General features: G+C 73.3%; 18 protein-coding genes. 17 read left to right on the top strand and 1 reads right to left on the bottom strand.

What is annotated here, in order from left to right:
- The first annotated feature begins 11 nt into the window (after positions 1 to 11).
- The 17 genes from ftsY (at position 12) to EGX94_RS02125 (ending at position 14,987) form a co-directional block, all read left to right on the top strand.
- Positions 12 to 1,175, top strand: coding sequence for a signal recognition particle-docking protein FtsY (ftsY, locus tag EGX94_RS02205; protein WP_123825833.1), 1,164 nt, complete (start codon positions 12 to 14; stop codon positions 1,173 to 1,175).
- 69 nt (positions 1,176 to 1,244) lie between these two features.
- A complete protein-coding gene (gene ffh, locus EGX94_RS02200; RefSeq protein WP_021796126.1) occupies positions 1,245 to 2,807 on the top strand; it encodes a signal recognition particle protein in 1,563 nt (520 codons plus the stop codon).
- A gap of 7 nt (positions 2,808 to 2,814) precedes the next feature.
- Positions 2,815 to 3,906 (top strand): amidohydrolase family protein, encoded by a 1,092-nt coding sequence (locus tag EGX94_RS02195; protein WP_021796125.1) that lies wholly within the window; start codon positions 2,815 to 2,817, stop codon positions 3,904 to 3,906.
- Positions 3,907 to 3,993: 87 nt separating this feature from the next.
- Positions 3,994 to 5,010 carry a hypothetical protein gene (locus tag EGX94_RS02190; RefSeq protein ID WP_123825831.1) on the top strand — a complete coding sequence of 339 codons (1,017 nt, stop codon included), beginning with the start codon at positions 3,994 to 3,996 and terminating at the stop codon, positions 5,008 to 5,010.
- A 198-nt stretch (positions 5,011 to 5,208) separates the two neighbouring features.
- Positions 5,209 to 5,622 carry a 30S ribosomal protein S16 gene (rpsP, locus tag EGX94_RS02185; protein ID WP_021796659.1) on the top strand — a complete coding sequence of 138 codons (414 nt, stop codon included), beginning with the start codon at positions 5,209 to 5,211 and terminating at the stop codon, positions 5,620 to 5,622.
- A 2-nt stretch (positions 5,623 to 5,624) separates the two neighbouring features.
- Entirely contained in the window at positions 5,625 to 5,879 is a 255-nt protein-coding gene (locus EGX94_RS02180; RefSeq protein WP_021796658.1) for an RNA-binding protein, read from the top strand.
- Positions 5,879 to 6,442, top strand: coding sequence for a ribosome maturation factor RimM (gene rimM, locus EGX94_RS02175; protein ID WP_123825829.1), 564 nt, complete (start codon positions 5,879 to 5,881; stop codon positions 6,440 to 6,442). Before EGX94_RS02180 ends, rimM begins: the two co-directional genes overlap by 1 nt.
- Positions 6,443 to 6,474: 32 nt before the next feature.
- Positions 6,475 to 7,194, top strand: coding sequence for a tRNA (guanosine(37)-N1)-methyltransferase TrmD (gene trmD / locus EGX94_RS02170; protein WP_028706525.1), 720 nt, complete (start codon positions 6,475 to 6,477; stop codon positions 7,192 to 7,194).
- 192 nt (positions 7,195 to 7,386) lie between these two features.
- Entirely contained in the window at positions 7,387 to 7,743 is a 357-nt protein-coding gene (gene rplS / locus EGX94_RS02165; RefSeq protein ID WP_021798578.1) for a 50S ribosomal protein L19, read from the top strand.
- Complete coding sequence (gene lepB, locus EGX94_RS02160) at positions 7,740 to 8,546, top strand: signal peptidase I (RefSeq protein WP_021798576.1); 807 nt, start codon at positions 7,740 to 7,742, stop codon at positions 8,544 to 8,546. The genes rplS and lepB overlap by 4 nt, the downstream gene beginning before the upstream one ends.
- The gene (locus tag EGX94_RS02155) at positions 8,543 to 9,181 is read left to right on the top strand and encodes a ribonuclease HII (RefSeq protein WP_028706524.1); all 639 of its coding nucleotides are present in this window, start codon (positions 8,543 to 8,545) and stop codon (positions 9,179 to 9,181) included. Before lepB ends, EGX94_RS02155 begins: the two co-directional genes overlap by 4 nt.
- On the top strand, positions 9,178 to 9,492 hold the full coding sequence (locus EGX94_RS02150) for a DUF2469 domain-containing protein (protein ID WP_021798575.1): 315 nt from the start codon (positions 9,178 to 9,180) through the stop codon (positions 9,490 to 9,492). Before EGX94_RS02155 ends, EGX94_RS02150 begins: the two co-directional genes overlap by 4 nt.
- A gap of 287 nt (positions 9,493 to 9,779) precedes the next feature.
- Entirely contained in the window at positions 9,780 to 10,157 is a 378-nt protein-coding gene (locus EGX94_RS14215; RefSeq protein ID WP_043119931.1) for a YraN family protein, read from the top strand.
- Entirely contained in the window at positions 10,154 to 11,701 is a 1,548-nt protein-coding gene (locus tag EGX94_RS02140; RefSeq protein ID WP_021796139.1) for a YifB family Mg chelatase-like AAA ATPase, read from the top strand. Before EGX94_RS14215 ends, EGX94_RS02140 begins: the two co-directional genes overlap by 4 nt.
- Complete coding sequence (locus tag EGX94_RS02135) at positions 11,698 to 12,840, top strand: DNA-processing protein DprA (RefSeq protein WP_021796151.1); 1,143 nt, start codon at positions 11,698 to 11,700, stop codon at positions 12,838 to 12,840. The genes EGX94_RS02140 and EGX94_RS02135 overlap by 4 nt, the downstream gene beginning before the upstream one ends.
- 437 nt (positions 12,841 to 13,277) lie before the next feature.
- Complete coding sequence (locus EGX94_RS02130) at positions 13,278 to 14,606, top strand: TrpB-like pyridoxal phosphate-dependent enzyme (RefSeq protein ID WP_021796144.1); 1,329 nt, start codon at positions 13,278 to 13,280, stop codon at positions 14,604 to 14,606.
- 3 nt (positions 14,607 to 14,609) lie between these two features.
- Positions 14,610 to 14,987, top strand: a complete 378-nt coding sequence (locus EGX94_RS02125) for a NifB/NifX family molybdenum-iron cluster-binding protein (RefSeq protein ID WP_021796146.1) — start codon at positions 14,610 to 14,612, stop codon at positions 14,985 to 14,987.
- 50 nt (positions 14,988 to 15,037) lie between these two features.
- On the opposite strand, the gene EGX94_RS02120 is transcribed toward EGX94_RS02125, so the two are convergent.
- Positions 15,038 to 15,892, bottom strand: a complete 855-nt coding sequence (locus tag EGX94_RS02120; RefSeq protein WP_021796133.1) for an undecaprenyl-diphosphate phosphatase — start codon at positions 15,890 to 15,892, stop codon at positions 15,038 to 15,040.
- Positions 15,893 to 16,036: the final 144 nt, after the last annotated feature.

The following is a 16,036-nucleotide window of genomic DNA, read 5'->3' as shown; positions in this document are numbered from 1 at the left end:
AGACTCGCCCTGTGAGTCCAACGATCTGGGTAGTCATCGCCATCCTCGCCTGTGCGCTCGTCATCGGCGGCGTCGTCGGCGGGGTCCGCCGCGCGCGCCGCTCCAGGGGCGAACTGGCCCCCTCGGCCGAGCCGTCCACGATCCCCGCGCCCGCCCCGCCGCCTGCGCTCGGCGGGGCCGAGGGGGCGCCGGGGGCCGGCGAGTCCGAGGAGGCCCCGTCCGAACCGGCCGCCCCGCAGCTCGAGATCCCGGAGGCTCCCGCCGGCCGCATGGTGCGGCTGCGACGCAGACTGGCCGGTTCGAACAACCATCTGGCCCGTGCGCTCGCCGATCTGCTGAGCGCCGACCGCCTCGATGAGGACGTCTGGGACGACTTCGAGACCACCCTCATCACCTCCGACCTGGGCGTCGGCCCCACCGCGGAGCTCGTCGAGAGGCTGCGCCGCGAGCTGGCCGTCGAGGGCATCAGCGAGCCCGCCCGGGCCCGCGAGCTGCTGCGCCGCGAGCTCATCGGGCTCGTCGACCCGAGCCTCGACCGGGGCCTGGCCCTCGAGCACGCCGAGGGCGTGCCCGCCGTCATCATGCTCGTCGGAGTCAACGGCACCGGCAAGACCACCACCGTCGGCAAGCTCGGCCGCATGCTCGTCGCCCAGGGCCGCAGCGTCCTGTTCGGCGCCGCCGACACCTTCCGCGCCGCCGCCGCCGAGCAGCTCGGGACCTGGGGCGAACGCGTCGGCGTGCGCACCGTCCGGGGCGCCGAGGGCGCCGATCCCGCGTCGGTCGCCTTCAACGCCGTCGACGAGGGCATCACCGAGGGCGTCGACGTCGTCCTCGTCGACACCGCCGGTCGGCTGCACACCAAGGTCGGCCTCATGGACGAGCTCGGCAAGGTCAAGCGCGTCATCGAGAAGAAGGCCCCCGTCGGCGAGGTCCTGCTCGTCCTCGACGCCACGACCGGCCAGAACGGGCTGGCGCAGGCCCGCGTCTTCGCCGAGGCCGTCGACGTCACCGGCATCGTCCTCACGAAGCTCGACGGCTCCGCCAAGGGCGGCATCGTCGTCCAGGTCCAGCGCGAGCTGGGCGTTCCCGTCAAGTTCATCGGCCTCGGCGAGGGGGCCGACGACCTGGCCCCCTTCGACCCGGAGGGCTTCGTGGACGGCCTGCTGGGCGAGTAGCCCGCCCGGCCCCGGCGGGCGGGGGCCCCACGTATTGTTGACCCCACATCCGCAACCGAGGAAGAGCCAGTGTTCGACACCCTGCAAGATCGTCTCGCCGCCACCTTCAAGTCGCTGCGCGGCAAGGGCCGCCTCACGGACGCCGACATCGACGCCACGACCCGCGAGATCCGCATCGCCCTGCTCGAGGCCGATGTCGCCCTGCCGGTCGTCAAGGAGTTCGTCTCCCACGTGCGCGACCGCGCCAAGGGCGCCGAGCTGTCGAAGGTCCTCAACCCCACCCAGCAGATCGTCAAGATCGTCAACGAGGAGCTCATCGCGATCCTCGGCGGCCAGGAGCGCCAGATCCGCTTCGCCCCCGCGCCCGGCCCGACGGTCATCATGCTCGCCGGCCTCCAGGGCGCCGGCAAGACGACCCTGGCCGGCAAGCTCGGCCACTGGCTGTCCGAGCAGGGGCGCAGTCCGATGCTCGTCGCCGCCGACCTCCAGCGGCCCAATGCCGTCGAGCAGTTGCGGATCGTCGGCGAGCGCGCCGGCGTGCCGGTCCACGCCCCCCAGCCCGGCAACGGGGTCGGCGATCCGGTGGAGGTGGCCCGGGGCTCCCTCGAGGAGGCCCGCCGCGGCCTCCACGACGTCGTCGTCGTCGACACCGCCGGCCGGCTGGGCGTCGACGAGGAGATGATGGCCCAGGCCCGCGACATCAAGGCCGCCATCGCGCCCGACGAGACCCTCTTCGTCGTCGACGCGATGATCGGCCAGGACGCCGTCAACACGGCGCGCGCCTTCGAGGAGGGCGTCGGCATCGACGCCGTCGCCCTCTCCAAGCTCGACGGCGACGCCCGCGGCGGCGCGGCCCTGTCCATCGCGCGCGTGCTCGGCAAGCCGATCATGTTCGCCTCCAACGGCGAGCAGCTGACCGACTTCGACCTCTTCCACCCCGACCGGATGGCCAGCCGCATCCTCGGCATGGGCGACATGCTCACCCTCATCGAGCAGGCCGAGAAGGCCTTCGACGAGGAGCAGGCCCGCGCCAGCGCCGAGAAGCTGCTCGCCGGCAACGGGGAGTTCGGCCTCCAGGACTTCCTCGACCAGCTCAAGCAGCTGCGCACGATGGGCCCGCTCACGAAGATCTTCGGGATGCTGCCGGGCGCGGGCGGCCAGATGAAGGAGGCCCTCGACAACCTCGACGAGCGCGAGGTCGACCATCTCGAGGCCATCATCCTCTCGATGACCCCGGCCGAACGCGCCGACGTGGGCATCCTCAACGGCTCGCGGCGCGCCCGCATCGCCAGGGGCGCCGGCGTCACGGTGCACGACGTCAACTCCCTCGTCAACCGCTTCGTCGACGCCCGCAGGATGATGCAGTCGATGGGGCCGATGATGGGCATGGGGGGCGGCGCCCGCAGGCCCCGCCCGCCCAAGACGGAGCGCTCATCCCTGGCCATGGACCGCTCCGCGAAGAAGGGCAGGGGCAAGAAGGGCAGGAAGAAGAAGGGCACCGGCCAGCAGGTTCCCGCGCAGCTGGCCGGGGGGGTGCAGAACCCCTTCGCCCAGGCGGGCCCGGCCCGGCCCGGCGCCCAGGCGGGCGACTTCGAGCTGCCCGGCGAGCTGCGCGGCATGTTCGACGAGTGAGCCGACGATGAGTGGCCGCGACGATCGGGGCGTCTGGCGCCTGCGCGGCGTGCTGCTGCCGGCCGGCGAGACGGCGGAGCTGTGGGTCGCCGACGGCGTGCTCGTGCCCGGCCCCGTCGACGGGGCCACGACCCTGTGCGACGGCGGCTGGATCATGCCCGGTCTCGTCGACGCCCACTGCCACGTCGGGCTGGGCCGCGGCGGCGCCGTGAGCACGGACACGGCCCGCGAGCAGGCCCTCGCCGACCGCGACGGCGGCGCCCTCCTCCTGCGCGACGCCGGCTCGCCGACCGACACCCGTGCCTTCGACGACGACCCGGAACTGCCGCGCATCATCCGCGCAGGACGCCACATCGCCCGCCCCAGGCGCTACATCGCCGGGTACGCCGCCGAGATCGAGCCCGGCGAGCTCGTCGCCGAGGTCGAGCGCCAGGCCCGCGCCGGGGACGGCTGGGTGAAGATCGTCGGCGACTGGATCGACCGCTCGCTCGGCGACCTCGCGCCGCTGTGGGACCCCGCGGAGGCCGCCGAGGCGATCGCCCGCGCCCACAGGCTCGGTGCCCGCGTCACCGCGCACTGCTTCGCCGAGGAGTCCGTCGCCCAGCTCGTCGACGCCGGCATCGACGGCATCGAGCACGGCACCGGTATGAGCGAGGACGTCATCGGCGCGATGGCGGCCCGCGGCGTCGCCCTCGTGCCCACCATGATCAACCTGGCCACCTTCGGGCGCATCGCGGACGCCGGCCAGGCGAAGTACCCCCGCTACGCCGCCCACATGCGCGTGCTTGGCGCCCGTCACCGGCGGGTGCTCGCCTGCGCCCGAGAGGCCGGGGTGCCGATCTACGCGGGCACCGATGCCGGGGGCACCATCGTCCACGGGCGCATCAGCGACGAGATCGCCGCCCTGGCGACCATCGGCCCGGCCGAGTTCGCGCTCGGCGCGGCGAGCTGGCGGGCCCGCTCCTGGCTCGGCCGCTCCGGGCTCCAGTACGGCGCCAGCGCCGATCTCGTCGTCCTGGGCGCCGATCCGCGCCGTGACGTGGGCGTCTGCGCCCATCCGGAGCTCATCGTGCTGTGCGGGACGCCCCGGCGCCCATGAACCCGCCGCGCCCCGCCGCCGGCCGACGGCGCCCGTCCATGATCCGGCCCCGGCGGAGGCCGTGGCGGCCCGTGAAAGAATCGGTTCATGAGTGAGCGCCCTGAGTTCGTTGGACCCGCCGACTCCGAGGAGTCCGTCTTCTCCCGCGGCGGGCAGGATCCGTCGGTGCCGCAGGACCCGCCCCCGCCCGACGAGGACGACCTGCCCGAGACCGTGCTGGCCTCCCGGCAGAATCCCCCCGCCGGGCCGGACGGCCCCGATGCTCCGGCGGCTCCGGGGTCGCAGGAGGCCCCTGCCGGGGCGGACGGGCCTGCCGCACAGGGGCCCCCGGCCGCCCCGGCGGCTCCGGAGACCCCCGCCGGCGGCGCCCGGGACGTCCCCGACGAGCCGACTGCCCGGGCCTCCAGGATCATGCCGCCGTGGACCGCCCAACCCTTCCCGAACGCGAGCAACTACCGCGACCCGGCTGCCCGGGAGGCCCCGTCGTTCGTCGATCCGGGCGCGTCGGGTGCGCCGGTCGCGCCGCCGGGGAACCACTGGCAGCCCCGGCAGGCCTCCTCGAACCGGTTCCAGACCGGCGCCCCGGGTTGGTACGGCGCCCCGGCGACGAACCCGCCTCCGCCGTCGGCCGGACGCGCCACCGGCCACGCGCAGGGCGCCGATCCGGCGGCGGGGGGCTACGCGGGGTGGCCCCAGGGCGGCTACGCCGGGCAGGCCCCCGTGCCGGTCGTCCCATCCCCGGCGGCCCCGGGCCCCTGCTACGAACTCGGCCCCATCCTCATCCGAGGTGACAGGGTCATCACGCCGAACGGCACGATCCCGCTGTCGCAGGCCCAGTTCTCGTTCCAGGACATGTCGCAGACCGTCAAGAGCACGCCGACGTGGGCGATCGTCCTGGCGATCGTCCTGGTTTGGTTGCTGCTGCTCTCGCTGCTGCTGCTCATCGTCCAGGAGGAGCGGACCACCGGCCAGGTCGTCATCTCGGTGGTGGGCGGCGAGGGGGCCTTCACCATGACGGTTCCGGTGACCAGCCGGGCCCAGGTCGGCGTCTGGGCCCAGCAGGTGCAGTACGCCCAGATGATCGCCGCCCGGGCGCGCGGCTGAGCCCCGTCCCGCATCGGGCGTTTTCACGATGATCCCGCCATCTGGCACAATGGACGCCGCGTCTGCGTCGCGGTGCCCTCTCACGCCGCCCCGCCGACCCCGTCGAGCGGCATCGCCGTGTCCCCACGCGCGCGAGGCCCGCCCATCCACCAGCCCCGGGCGCGTCCCGGGCATTCGTACAGGAGAGAACCACATACCGTGGCCACCAAGATTCGTCTGAAGAAGCTCGGCAAGATCCGCGAGCCGCACTACCGCGTCGTCGTCATGGATTCGCGCAAGAAGCGCGACGGCCGCTCCATCGAGGAGATCGGCCAGTACCACCCCAAGGACGACCCGTCGGTCATCGCCATCGACTCCGAGCGCGTTCAGCACTGGCTGTCCGTGGGCGCCCAGCCCACCGAGGCCGTCGTCGCCCTGCTCAAGCGCACCGGCGACTGGCAGAGGTTCACCGGCGACGACTCCGTCCCGGCGGGCCTCGACGTGAGGGCCCCGAAGGCCGACAGGCTCGAGCTCTTCAACGCCGCCCTCGCCGAGGCCGATGGCGAGCCCGTCACGAGCGCCGTCACCGCCAAGAGGGGCAAGGAGGCCGACGGCGAGAAGGCCGAGGCCTGATCGTGCTCGCCGACGCTCTGGAGCACCTGGTTCGGGGCATCGTCACCCATCCCGAGGACGTGCGCATCCGCGACAAGGAGCTCCGTCGTGGCCGCATGCTCGAGGTCCGGGTCAACCCCGAGGACATCGGCAAGGTGATCGGCCGTCAGGGCCGCACCGCGACGGCGCTCCGCACCGTCGTGTCGGCCCTCGCCGGGCCCGAGCAGGTGCGCATCGACTTCATCGACGTCGACCGCCGCGGGCCCCGTCGCCGCTGATGGACGGGGCAGCGGCGACCGTCGAGATCGTCGTCGCCACCGCGGGCAGGCCCCGCGGCGTGCGCGGCGAGGTCACTCTGCGGCTGCGCACCGACGAGCCCGGGCGCCGGCTGGCGCCCGGCTCGTGCTGCCGGGCGCGCCCCGGCGGGCACCGGCTCACCGTGCGCACCGCCCGGTGGATCGGGGGCCGCTTCGTCGCCTCCTTCGACGAGGTGGGCGACCGCGACGGCGCCGAGCGGCTGCGGGGCGCCGAGCTCGTCGTCGACGCGCCCGCCGACGAAAGGCCCGCCGACGGGGACGAGTACTACGACCGCCAGCTCGTCGGGCTGCGCGTCCACGACGCCGCGGGCCGTGACGCCGGAGAGCTCGTCGACGTCCTCCACAACCCGGCGCAGGACCTGCTCGTCGTGCGCACCGCCGACGGGGAGCGCCTCGTGCCCTTCGTCGCCGCGCTCGTGCCCGAGGTCGACCTCGACGCCGGACGCGTCCGCCTGGCCGATGTGCCCGGTCTCCTCGACGAGCCCGCCGAGGCCGCGGACGGCGCCGGGGAGGACGGTTCGTGAGCGCCGGCCCGGGGGCGGCGGACGGGCCGGCCATGCGCCTCGACGCCGTGACGATCCTCCCCGAGTACTTCGAACCGCTCCGCCTCAGCCTCATCGGGCGGGCCGTCGAGAGCGGGCTGCTCGAGCTGCACGTCCACGACCTGCGCGAGTACACCCACGACCGCCACCGCACCGTCGACGACACCCCGTACGGTGGGGGAGCGGGCATGGTCATGAAGCCGGAGCCCTGGGGCGAGGCCCTCGATGCACTGCTGGCCGATCTCGGGTCGCGCGAGGACCGGCCGGTCCTCGTCGTGCCCACCCCGTCCGGGCGGCCGTTCACGCAGGCCGAGGCCGCCGACCTCGCCTCCCACCCGTCGATGGCCTTCGCCTGTGGACGGTACGAGGGCATCGACCGCCGCGTTCTCGACTGGGCCGGCGGGCTCTTCGACGTGCGCGAGCTCAGCCTGGGCGATTACGTGCTCAACGGCGGCGAGGTCGCGGCGTTGGCCATGATCGAGGCCGTCGTCCGGCTCGTCCCCGGCGTCATCGGCAACCCCGACTCGCTCGTGGAGGAGTCGTACTCCGACGCCGACGACCCCCTGCTCGAGTACCCGGTCTACACGAAGCCGGCCAGCTGGCGGGGCCTCGAGGTGCCGCCGGTCCTGCTGTCCGGCGACCACGGCAGGGTCGGGGCCTGGCGCGCCGAGCGCTCCCTCGAGATCACCCGCGCCCGCCGTCCCGACCTGCTCGGGCGGCCCGCCGCCGAGTGATGAGGGGCAGGACGACCCGCCGCCGGGGGCCGGGCCGCTCCCCGTCGCGGCGTTTGGCCCGGGGCGGTGAGTGTGCCAGAATGACTTGCTGTTGCGTCCGGTCCGGCTCCTGCCACGGGGGGATCGTCCGGCCGGGGGCTCCCACCGATCTTTCATGACGAGGCGACCCGTGGCGCCGGCGAGGACGAGAGCATGACCAACAGTCTCATCAGCAGCATCGATCGGGCGTCGCTGCGCGATGACGTCCCCGAGTTCCGCGTGGGCGACACGCTCCGCGTCCACGTGAAGGTCGTCGAGGGCAACAAGTCCCGCGTCCAGATGTTCACCGGCGCCGTCATCTCCCGCACCGGCGCCGGCGTCCAGGAGTCCTTCACCGTCCGCAAGGTCTCCTACGGCTGTGGCGTCGAGCGCACCTTCCCCCTGCACAGCCCGATCATCGACCACATCGAGGTCGAGCGCCGCGGCGACGTGCGCCGCGCCAAGCTCTACTACCTGCGCGGTCTGCGCGGCAAGGCCGCCAAGATCAAGGAAAAGCGCGATCACGCGTGAGCGGGGCAGACAAGGACCCGGACGCCTCCGGCAGGACTGGGAAGACGAAGGACCGCGGCGGACGGTCCACCCGGTCGGGTCTTCTGGGCTTCCTCGGCGAGTTCGGGATCATCGTTCTCGTGGCGCTGATCCTGTCGGCGCTCCTGCGCACCTTCCTGGTGCAGCTGTTCGTCATTCCCTCCTCCTCGATGGAGCACACGCTCGACATCGGTGACCGGGCGGTGGTCGTCAAGACCGTGGACTTCCACCGCGGCGACGTCGTCGTCTTCCGGGACCCCGGCGACTGGCTCTCCGAGAACTCGATCACCACGACGAGCCCGGTGCGCAGGGTCTTCGAGTTCCTCGGGGTCATGCCCGCCTCGTCGGCCGACCACTTGGTCAAGCGCGTCATCGGCATGCCGGGCGATCACGTCGTCTGCTGCACCGACAACGGCCGCATCGAGGTCAACGGCACGCCCTTGGACGAGGACCCCTATCTCTACGAGGCGAACGGCTCGATGGTCTCGCCGAGCGACATCCCCTTCGACCTCGTCGTGCCGGCCGACCGCGTCTTCGTCATGGGCGACCACCGCAACGACTCTCGCGACTCCCGCTACCACCTGTGCGACAGCGCCCCCGGTGAGGCCGAGGGCACGGGGGCCTTCGTCCCCGTCGCCGACGTGACGGGCCCCGTCGTGGCGATCGCGCTGCCGTTCTCCAGGGCGACGAGGCTGCACATCCCCGGCACCTTCGCCTCGGTCCCGGACGCCGGCGCGGCGCCGGCCCAGCCCGTCATCAACCTCAGTCCCTGCAAACCCTCGTGAGTGTGCGGGCCGAGCGCCCGTACGGCTACGAGCGCGCCCTGACCGAGGCCGGTCTCGGCCCCGTCGCCGGTGCCGACGAGGCGGGGCGGGGCGCCTGCGCGGGCCCCCTCGTCGCAGCAGCCGTCATCCTCGACGACTCCCCGGCCGGTCTCATCGAGGGTCTCGACGACTCCAAACGGCTCACCGCGCGGGCCCGCGAGCGCCTCTACGAGGAGATCACCGCCCGCGCCCTGGCCTGGTCGTGCGTCCGCGTCGAGGCCGATGAGTGCGACCGCTTGGGCATGGCCGAGGCGGACCTCCAGGGGCTGCGCCGCGCCCTGCTGCGCCTGGACCCCGGGCCCCGATTCGCCCTCATCGACGGCTTCGAGGTGCCCGGGCTCCCCGTCCCCGGCCTGGGCATGTGGAAGGGCGACCGGGTGTGCGCCTGCGTGAGCGCGGCCTCGATCATCGCCAAGGTCACCAGGGACCGCATCATGGTCGGCTACGACGAGCAGTACCCGGCTTACGGCTTCGCCACCCACAAGGGCTACGTCACGGCGCTGCACCGCGAGCGCCTCGAGCGGCTCGGGCCGTGCGCCATCCACCGGCTCGGCTACGCGAACGTCCGGGCAGCGGCTAGGCTGGTCCAATCATGAGCAGCGCCGATGATCTGGATGCCTACGAGAGCAGACTCGAGCTCGATCTGTACCGCGAGTACAAGGACGTGGTGAACATCTTCGCCTACGCCGTCGAGACCGAACGGCGCTTCTACCTGTGCAACGCGGTCGACCTCAAGGTGCGCACCGAGGGCGGCGACGTCTACTACGAGGTCTCCCTCGGCGACGCCTGGGTCTGGGACATGTACCGGCCCAGCCGCTTCGTGAAGTCGGCCAAGGTCCTCACCTTCCGCGACGTCTCCATCGAGGAGATCCAGCACACCGACCTCGAGGTGCCGGAGACGAAGTGAGTCCGGCCCCGGACGGACCTGTGGACAACTGATCGGAACGGCCCGCGCCGACCACACTCCCAACGGAGGTGGTGGTGATGAGCACCAGATCGACGGGCAGAGGAACGACGGGGGCATCGCGGGGAGCCGTGCCGGTGGGCGCCCGGCGCACGGGCGATGGGCGCACCGACGGGGGCCCGGCGGGTCACTGGGCGGCGGCGCCGAACGGCGCGGCGAGGCGATGCCCGGCCTCGAACGGCCCCTCGGAGCGCGGCGCTGCGGCATCGGGCCGCGACGAGGGGCGGCCGCTGGGCACCGGCGGCACCGCGGCATCGGGTCGGCGGGGCGAGGCCTTGGCCGCCGAGCACCTGGAGCGGCTGGGCTGGCGCGTCCTCGACCGGAACTGGCGGTGCAGTGCCGGCGAGATCGACCTCGTCGTCCACGATCCTCTCGAGGACGCCCTCGTCTTCGTCGAGGTGAAGTACCGCACCGGCACCGGCTACGGGGCGCCGCTCGAGGCGATCACGCACGCCAAGAGGATGCACCTGCGCGCCGTGGCCGCCGTCTGGCTGCGCGAGCACGGCATGTCGCTGCCCGACGGGACGCGGGTGCGCATCGACGGGCTCGGCATCGTCAAGCTGCCCGGCCGCCGCGCCGAGTTCACCCATGTGCGGGGGCTGTCATGAGCGCCGCGCCGAGCACGGCGTCGGCGTGGTCGGTCGCGCTCATCGGCGTGCAGGGCACCCCGGTCGAGGTCGAGGCCGCACTCGGCCCGGGTCTGCCCCGCACCGTCCTGGTGGGGCTGCCCGACGCCGCCCTGTACGAGGCCCGCGACCGGTGCCGCGCCGCCGTTGCGGGAGCCGGCCTGGCCTGGCCCGACAGGCTCCTCACGATCAACCTCACCCCGGCCAGCCTGCCCAAGGCGGGCAGCCACTACGACCTGGCGATCGTCGCCGCCGTCCTCGCGTGCTCCGAGCTGGTCCCGCGAGGCATCGCCTCGTCCTCGGTGCTGCTCGGCGAGCTGGGGCTCGACGGCAGGGTCAGACCCGTGCGGGGCATCCTGCCGGCCCTCCTCGCGGCGCGGGCGGCCGGCCTCGGGCGCGCCGTCGTGCCCGCCGGTCAGACCGGTGAGGCGCAGCTCGTCACGGGGCTCACCGTGTGGGGTGTGCGCGACCTCGCCGATCTCGTCGAAGTGCTCCACGGTCGGCCGGTGCTCACCGGGGCGGGGCCCCGATCCGTGCCGGCGCCCCTGGCTGTGCCCGACCTGGCCGACGTCCTCGGTCAGGAGCAGGCCCGCTGGGCCCTCGAGGTCGCCGCGGCCGGCGGCCACCACATCTTCTTCCACGGGCCGCCCGGCACCGGCAAGACGATGCTCGCCCAGCGTCTGCCGGGGCTCCTGCCCCTTCTCGACGACGAGCAGGCTCTCGAGGTCTCGGCCGTGCACTCGCTGGCCGGCGAGGACCTCGGCGGCGGCCTCATCCGGCGCGCCCCGTTCGCCGATCCGCACCACAACGCGACCGTCGCGGCGATGGTCGGCGGCGGCGCCCGCGTCGCACGGCCCGGGGCCGTCTCGCTGGCCCACCGCGGGGTGCTCCTCCTCGACGAGGCGCCGGAGTTCTCCCCCCGGGTGCTCGACGCCCTGCGCACCCCGCTGGAGTCCGGTCGCATCACCATCGCGCGCTCGGCGGCGTCGGTCACCTATCCGGCGCGCTTCCAGCTCGTCCTGGCCGCCAACCCGTGCCCCTGCGGGAACCACGGCGTCCCGGGGGTGCAGTGCCGATGCACTCCCATGGCGGTGCGCCGGTACGCCCAGCGGATCAGCGGCCCGGTGCTCGACCGCATCGACATCCACGTCCGGGTCACGGGCGAGGGGACCGCCGGGCTCACCGCCGGTCCCGATGCGCAGCGGGGCGAGGACTCCGCGTCGGTCGGAGGCCGCGTCATCGAGGCCCGGCAACGCCAGCGAGCGCGCCTGTCCGGGACGCCGTGGACGCTCAACGCCCACGTCCCCGGCTCCCACCTGCGCCGCGGGCTGCCGCCGGTCCAGGGCGTCGAGCTCATCGACCATGCGCTGGCTCGGGGTCTCGTCTCGGCCCGGGGCATCGACAAGATCCTGCGCGTCGCGTGGACCGTCGCCGACCTCGCCGGTCACGACGAGGTCACGCGGGCCGACCTCGCCGCGGCCGTGGGGCTGCGGCGGGGCGAGCTCTGGACGGGGGCGGCGGCATGAGCACGACGGGAACGGCCTGGACCCCCGAACGCCGCGCCCGGGCGGCGCTCACCTTCATCTGCGAGCCGGGCAGGCCCGATCTGTCCCGGTTCGTCGCCGAGCAGGGGGCGCCGGACGTCGTCGAGGCGCTCCTCGCTTCGAGCGGCACCGCGGCATGGTCGCGGCGGGCGCGCTGTCTCGACCTCGACGCCCTCATCGCGCGCGCGGAGGCTCTCGGCGCGCGTCTGGTCGTCCCCGGCGACGACGAGTGGCCTGCCCCGCTGGCCGAGCTCGACCGCATCGAACCGGTCGGCGGCATGTGCGGGGCGCCACTGGCCCTGTGGGTCGCGGGCCGCCGGCGGCTCGACGAGATCCTGCGACCGGGGTACGGGGCGCTGGCGATCGTCGGGGCCCGGGCCTGCACGCGCTACGGTCAGGCGCTGGCCACCGACCTGGCCTCGCGCCTGGCGGGCCAGTTCCCCGTCATCAGCGGGGGCGCCTACGGCATCGACATCGCGGCCCACAGGGGGGCCCTCGCCGCCGGGGCCCCGACCGTCGCCGTCATGGCCGGCGGCCTCGACGAGTGGTACCCGAAGGGCAACACCCGGGTCTTCGAGCAGATCCTCGACGAATGGGCGGTCGTCTCCGAGCTGCCGCCGGGCATGCGCCCCACCCGGCCCGGCTTCCTCGCCCGGAACAGGCTCATCGCCGCCCTCTCCGCGGGGGTGCTCGTCGTCGAGGCCGCGATGCGCTCCGGCGCGGTCAACACGGCGCACTGGGCGGGTGCGCTGGGCCGGATCGTCATGGCCGTCCCCGGGCCCGTCACGTCGGGCATGAGTGAGACACCGCACCGGCTCATCCGCGACCACGAGGCCGAGCTCGTCGCGGGGCCGGCCGATGTGCGGGCCCTGCTCTGCGCGCCCGGCGAGCAGCTCGAGGGGCCGTGGATGACACCGACCAGACCCCTCGACGGGCTCGACCCGCGGCTGCTCGCCGTCCGCGAGGCCCTGCCCGGGCGGGGGAGCCTCACCGTTGACCAGCTGGCCTCCCGAGCCCGCTGCACCAGCGCCGCCTGCGACGGCGCCCTCGTCGAACTGGAGCTGCTCGGCCTGGTCGAGCAGGACGAGTCGGGGCGCTGGCGGCTCCGTAGGCCCCGTTGAGCGACGGTCCGTGGCCGACTCTCGGCCGTCCCGGCAGTCGCCCCCGTTCCCCGGGAGCGTCCTCCTGCGGGCCCGGGACCCGGCTCGATAGCCGGCTTCGAGCCGTTCCTGTTGAAGCCGTTCCCCCTGCGGGCCCCGGGGCCCGCAGCGCGGGGGCAAGGGCCGCGACCGCGACGCGCAGCGTCCCTCTGCGGGTCCGGGCCCCGGGTTCCGCGGGACGCGAGCAGCGCGAACGGGCCGTTGTGACTCCGATGTCCCCGTGCGGGGCCCGGGCGCGTCGGACAGGCGGGGTGGGCGGCGGAGCGCCCGCCGGTTAGGATGAGCTGCCGGCGGCGCACTCCGGCGCGCATCCGAAGATGGCGGTGCGCGCCCAGCGCGCCAGGACGACGACGTGCCCGTGCCCAGCGACGAGTCCGGGGACCGGAAGGAGCATCACGGTGAACCAGACCACCCGGCAGGAGGCCGGGGCCCGCCCCGGCGGCCCCGGCCTCGAGCTCGGCATCGAGGTGCCCTCACGGGTGCCCACGCACTGGTACAACCTGAACGCCGACCTCCCCGAGCCCGCGCCGCCGCCGCTCGACCCGGCCACCGACGAGCCGATCCGTCCGGCCGATCTCGAACCCCTGTTCGCGAAGGCCCTCATCGCCCAGGAGCTCAGCACCGAGCGCCGTCTCGAGATCCCGCGGCCCGTCCGGGAGGTCTACTCCCTGTGGCGTCCCAGCCCGCTGCGACGCGCGGTCCGGCTGGAGCGGACCCTGGGCACCCGGGCCCGGATCTACTACAAGTACGAGGGCGTCAGCCCCTGCGGCTCCCACAAGCCCAACAGCTCGGTGCCGCAGGCCTACTTCAACCTGGTCGAAGGCATCAGGAGACTGACCACCGAGACCGGGGCCGGCCAGTGGGGCGCCTCGCTCGCCTTCGCCTGCGCCCTGTTCGGCATGAGCTGCGAGGTCTGGCAGGTCCGCTCCTCCTACGAGCAGAAGCCCTACCGGCGCCTGCAGATGGGCGTCTACGGCTCGCAGTGCCACGCCTCGCCGTCCGAGCTGACCGAATCCGGGCGCCGGATGCGCGAGCGCTTCCCCGACACCACCGGCTCACTCGGCATGGCCATCTCGGAGGCCGTCGAGGTCGCGGCGAAGGACCCCGGCACCCACTACGCGCTGGGCAGCGTGCTCAACCACGTCATGATCCATCAGAGCGTCATCGGGCTCGAACTGCTCGACCAGCTCGCCGAGGCGGGGGAGGAGCAGGCCGATGTCGTCTTCGCCTGCGCCGGCGGCGGTTCGAACGCGGCGGGCATCATCTTCCCGCTGCTCGGCCGGAACCTGCGCGAGGGCTCGACCACCCGGTTCGTCGCCGTCGAGCCCGCGGCCTGCCCGTCGATGACCAGGGGCGAGTACCGCTACGACTTCGGCGATGTCGCCGGCATGACTCCCAAGCTCAAGATGTACACGCTCGGCACCGACTTCGTGCCCCCGGCCATCCACGCGGGCGGTCTGCGCTACCACGGCATGAGCCCGATGGTCAGCCATGCCGTCCACCTCGGACTCATCGAGCCGATCGCCGTCGAGCAGGACCGCTCCTTCGAGGCGGGCGTCCTCTTCGCCCGCACTGAGGGCATCGTCCCGGCCCCGGAGTCCACGCACGCCATCGCCGGCGCCCTCGACCACGCCACCAGCGCCGGGGTCGGGGACGGCGAGGTCATCGTCATCGGCGTCTCGGGCAACGGGGTGCTGGACCTGGCGGCCTATGACGGTAGGTTCTGAGACATGACCGAGAACACGAGCACCACTGCCGGGCGCCGCGTCGTCGCGCTGGCCCTGACCGCCGACGGCGCGCCCTGCGGTCTCGGCCGGGCCCCGCGGATGGCCGTCGCCGCCGTCGAGGACGGCAGGATCGCCGACTGGCGTGTCGCGGAGACCGACTGGGACGTCCTCCACGACCAGGGCGGGCACGGCCAGCACCACGCCCGGATCGTGCGCTTCATGCGTGAGAACGGCGTCGACGTCGCTGCCGCCGGTCACATGGGCCCGCCCATGGTCAACACGCTCGACAAGCTCGGGCTCGCCGTCGTGACCGGTGTGCCGTCCGACATGGACGCCGAGCAGGCCGTCCTGGCGGTCGTCGAGCGTCTCGTCGAGGGCTGAGAGGCCCCGGCGAGACGCCGTCGGGCCGGAGACACGGGTGCGCGCCGGGCTCAGGCGGTGACCGCGTCGAGCATGAGCAGGACGATGATCACCGCGGCGAGGACGACGCGGTAGACGATGAAGCCGGTGAACTTGTTGCTCGAGACGAACTTCAGCAGCCAGGCGATCGAGAAGTAGGCCACGACGAGCGAGACGAGCGTCGCGACGATGGTGGGCAGCCAGCCGATCGCGACGCCGCCGCTCGGCGCGGCCGTGATGTCGGACGCCGCGGTGACGGCCTCGTAGATGCCAGCGGCCACGAGCGCCGGGATGCCCATGTAGAACGACAGCCGCGTGGCGGTCTCGCGCGTGTAGCCCCGGAAGAGTCCCGCGGAGATCGTCGCGCCCGAGCGGGAGATGCCGGGGAACAGTGGGGCGAGGGCCTGGAACAGGCCGATGACGAGGGCGTCCTTGATGCTGACGTCGCCCATCTCGCGCGTCAGGTTCCGGCGCCGATCGGCCACGGCCATGGCGATGCTCCAGCCCAGCAGGGCCGCCACGATGATCCACAGCGAACTCAGCGCGCCTTCGATGAGGTCCTTGAACACGAGGCCGACGACCGCGACGGGGATGGAACCGATGATGATGCCCCAGCCGAGCGTGTAGTCGGGATCGCTGCGCTCGTCCTTGTGGGCGAGGCCGCGGCACCACGCGGCGATGATCCGGACGATGTCCTTCCAGAAGTAGATGATCGCCGCGAGGATGGCGCCCACTTGGATGATGGCGGTGAAGGCGGTGATCCCGACGCCCTGGATGTCGTAGCCGAGCAACTTCTCGACGATGCGCAGATGACCGGTGCTGGATATGGGCAGGAACTCCGTGATGCCCTCGACGATGCCGAGGATGATGGCGTGGAGAAGGTTCATGACTGCTTTCGCGGATCGGGGTGCCGTTCGACGGCCGGGCCTTCCAAAGCCTAGCCCGACCGTTCATGTGTCGGAGCGGGCGACCACATCGGTCCTCCCGGGCCGATCCTCGGAGTCCCCGGACGGCGGTCGGCCCGGGTCCTG

Source organism: Propionibacterium acidifaciens, assembly GCF_003798325.1.
GTDB classification, from domain to species: Bacteria; Actinomycetota; Actinomycetes; order Propionibacteriales; family Propionibacteriaceae; genus Propionibacterium; species Propionibacterium acidifaciens.
This window is presented reverse-complemented; position numbering and strand designations above follow the sequence as displayed.

Bases quoted from the DNA above. Each gene is read 5' to 3' on its own strand.
- EGX94_RS02125 (WP_021796146.1), top strand. From the start codon at position 14,610: ATGACCGAGAACACGAGCACCACTGCCGGGCGCCGCGTCGTCGCGCTG.
- rimM (WP_123825829.1), top strand. From the start codon at position 5,879: ATGGACGGGGCAGCGGCGACCGTCGAGATCGTCGTCGCCACCGCGGGC.
- EGX94_RS02120 (WP_021796133.1), bottom strand. From the start codon at position 15,892: ATGAACCTTCTCCACGCCATCATCCTCGGCATCGTCGAGGGCATCACG.
- EGX94_RS02150 (WP_021798575.1), top strand. From the start codon at position 9,178: ATGAGCAGCGCCGATGATCTGGATGCCTACGAGAGCAGACTCGAGCTC.
- EGX94_RS02195 (WP_021796125.1), top strand. From the start codon at position 2,815: ATGAGTGGCCGCGACGATCGGGGCGTCTGGCGCCTGCGCGGCGTGCTG.
- trmD (WP_028706525.1), top strand. From the start codon at position 6,475: ATGCGCCTCGACGCCGTGACGATCCTCCCCGAGTACTTCGAACCGCTC.
- EGX94_RS02140 (WP_021796139.1), top strand. From the start codon at position 10,154: ATGAGCGCCGCGCCGAGCACGGCGTCGGCGTGGTCGGTCGCGCTCATC.
- EGX94_RS02135 (WP_021796151.1), top strand. From the start codon at position 11,698: ATGAGCACGACGGGAACGGCCTGGACCCCCGAACGCCGCGCCCGGGCG.
- rplS (WP_021798578.1), top strand. From the start codon at position 7,387: ATGACCAACAGTCTCATCAGCAGCATCGATCGGGCGTCGCTGCGCGAT.
- EGX94_RS02190 (WP_123825831.1), top strand. From the start codon at position 3,994: ATGAGTGAGCGCCCTGAGTTCGTTGGACCCGCCGACTCCGAGGAGTCC.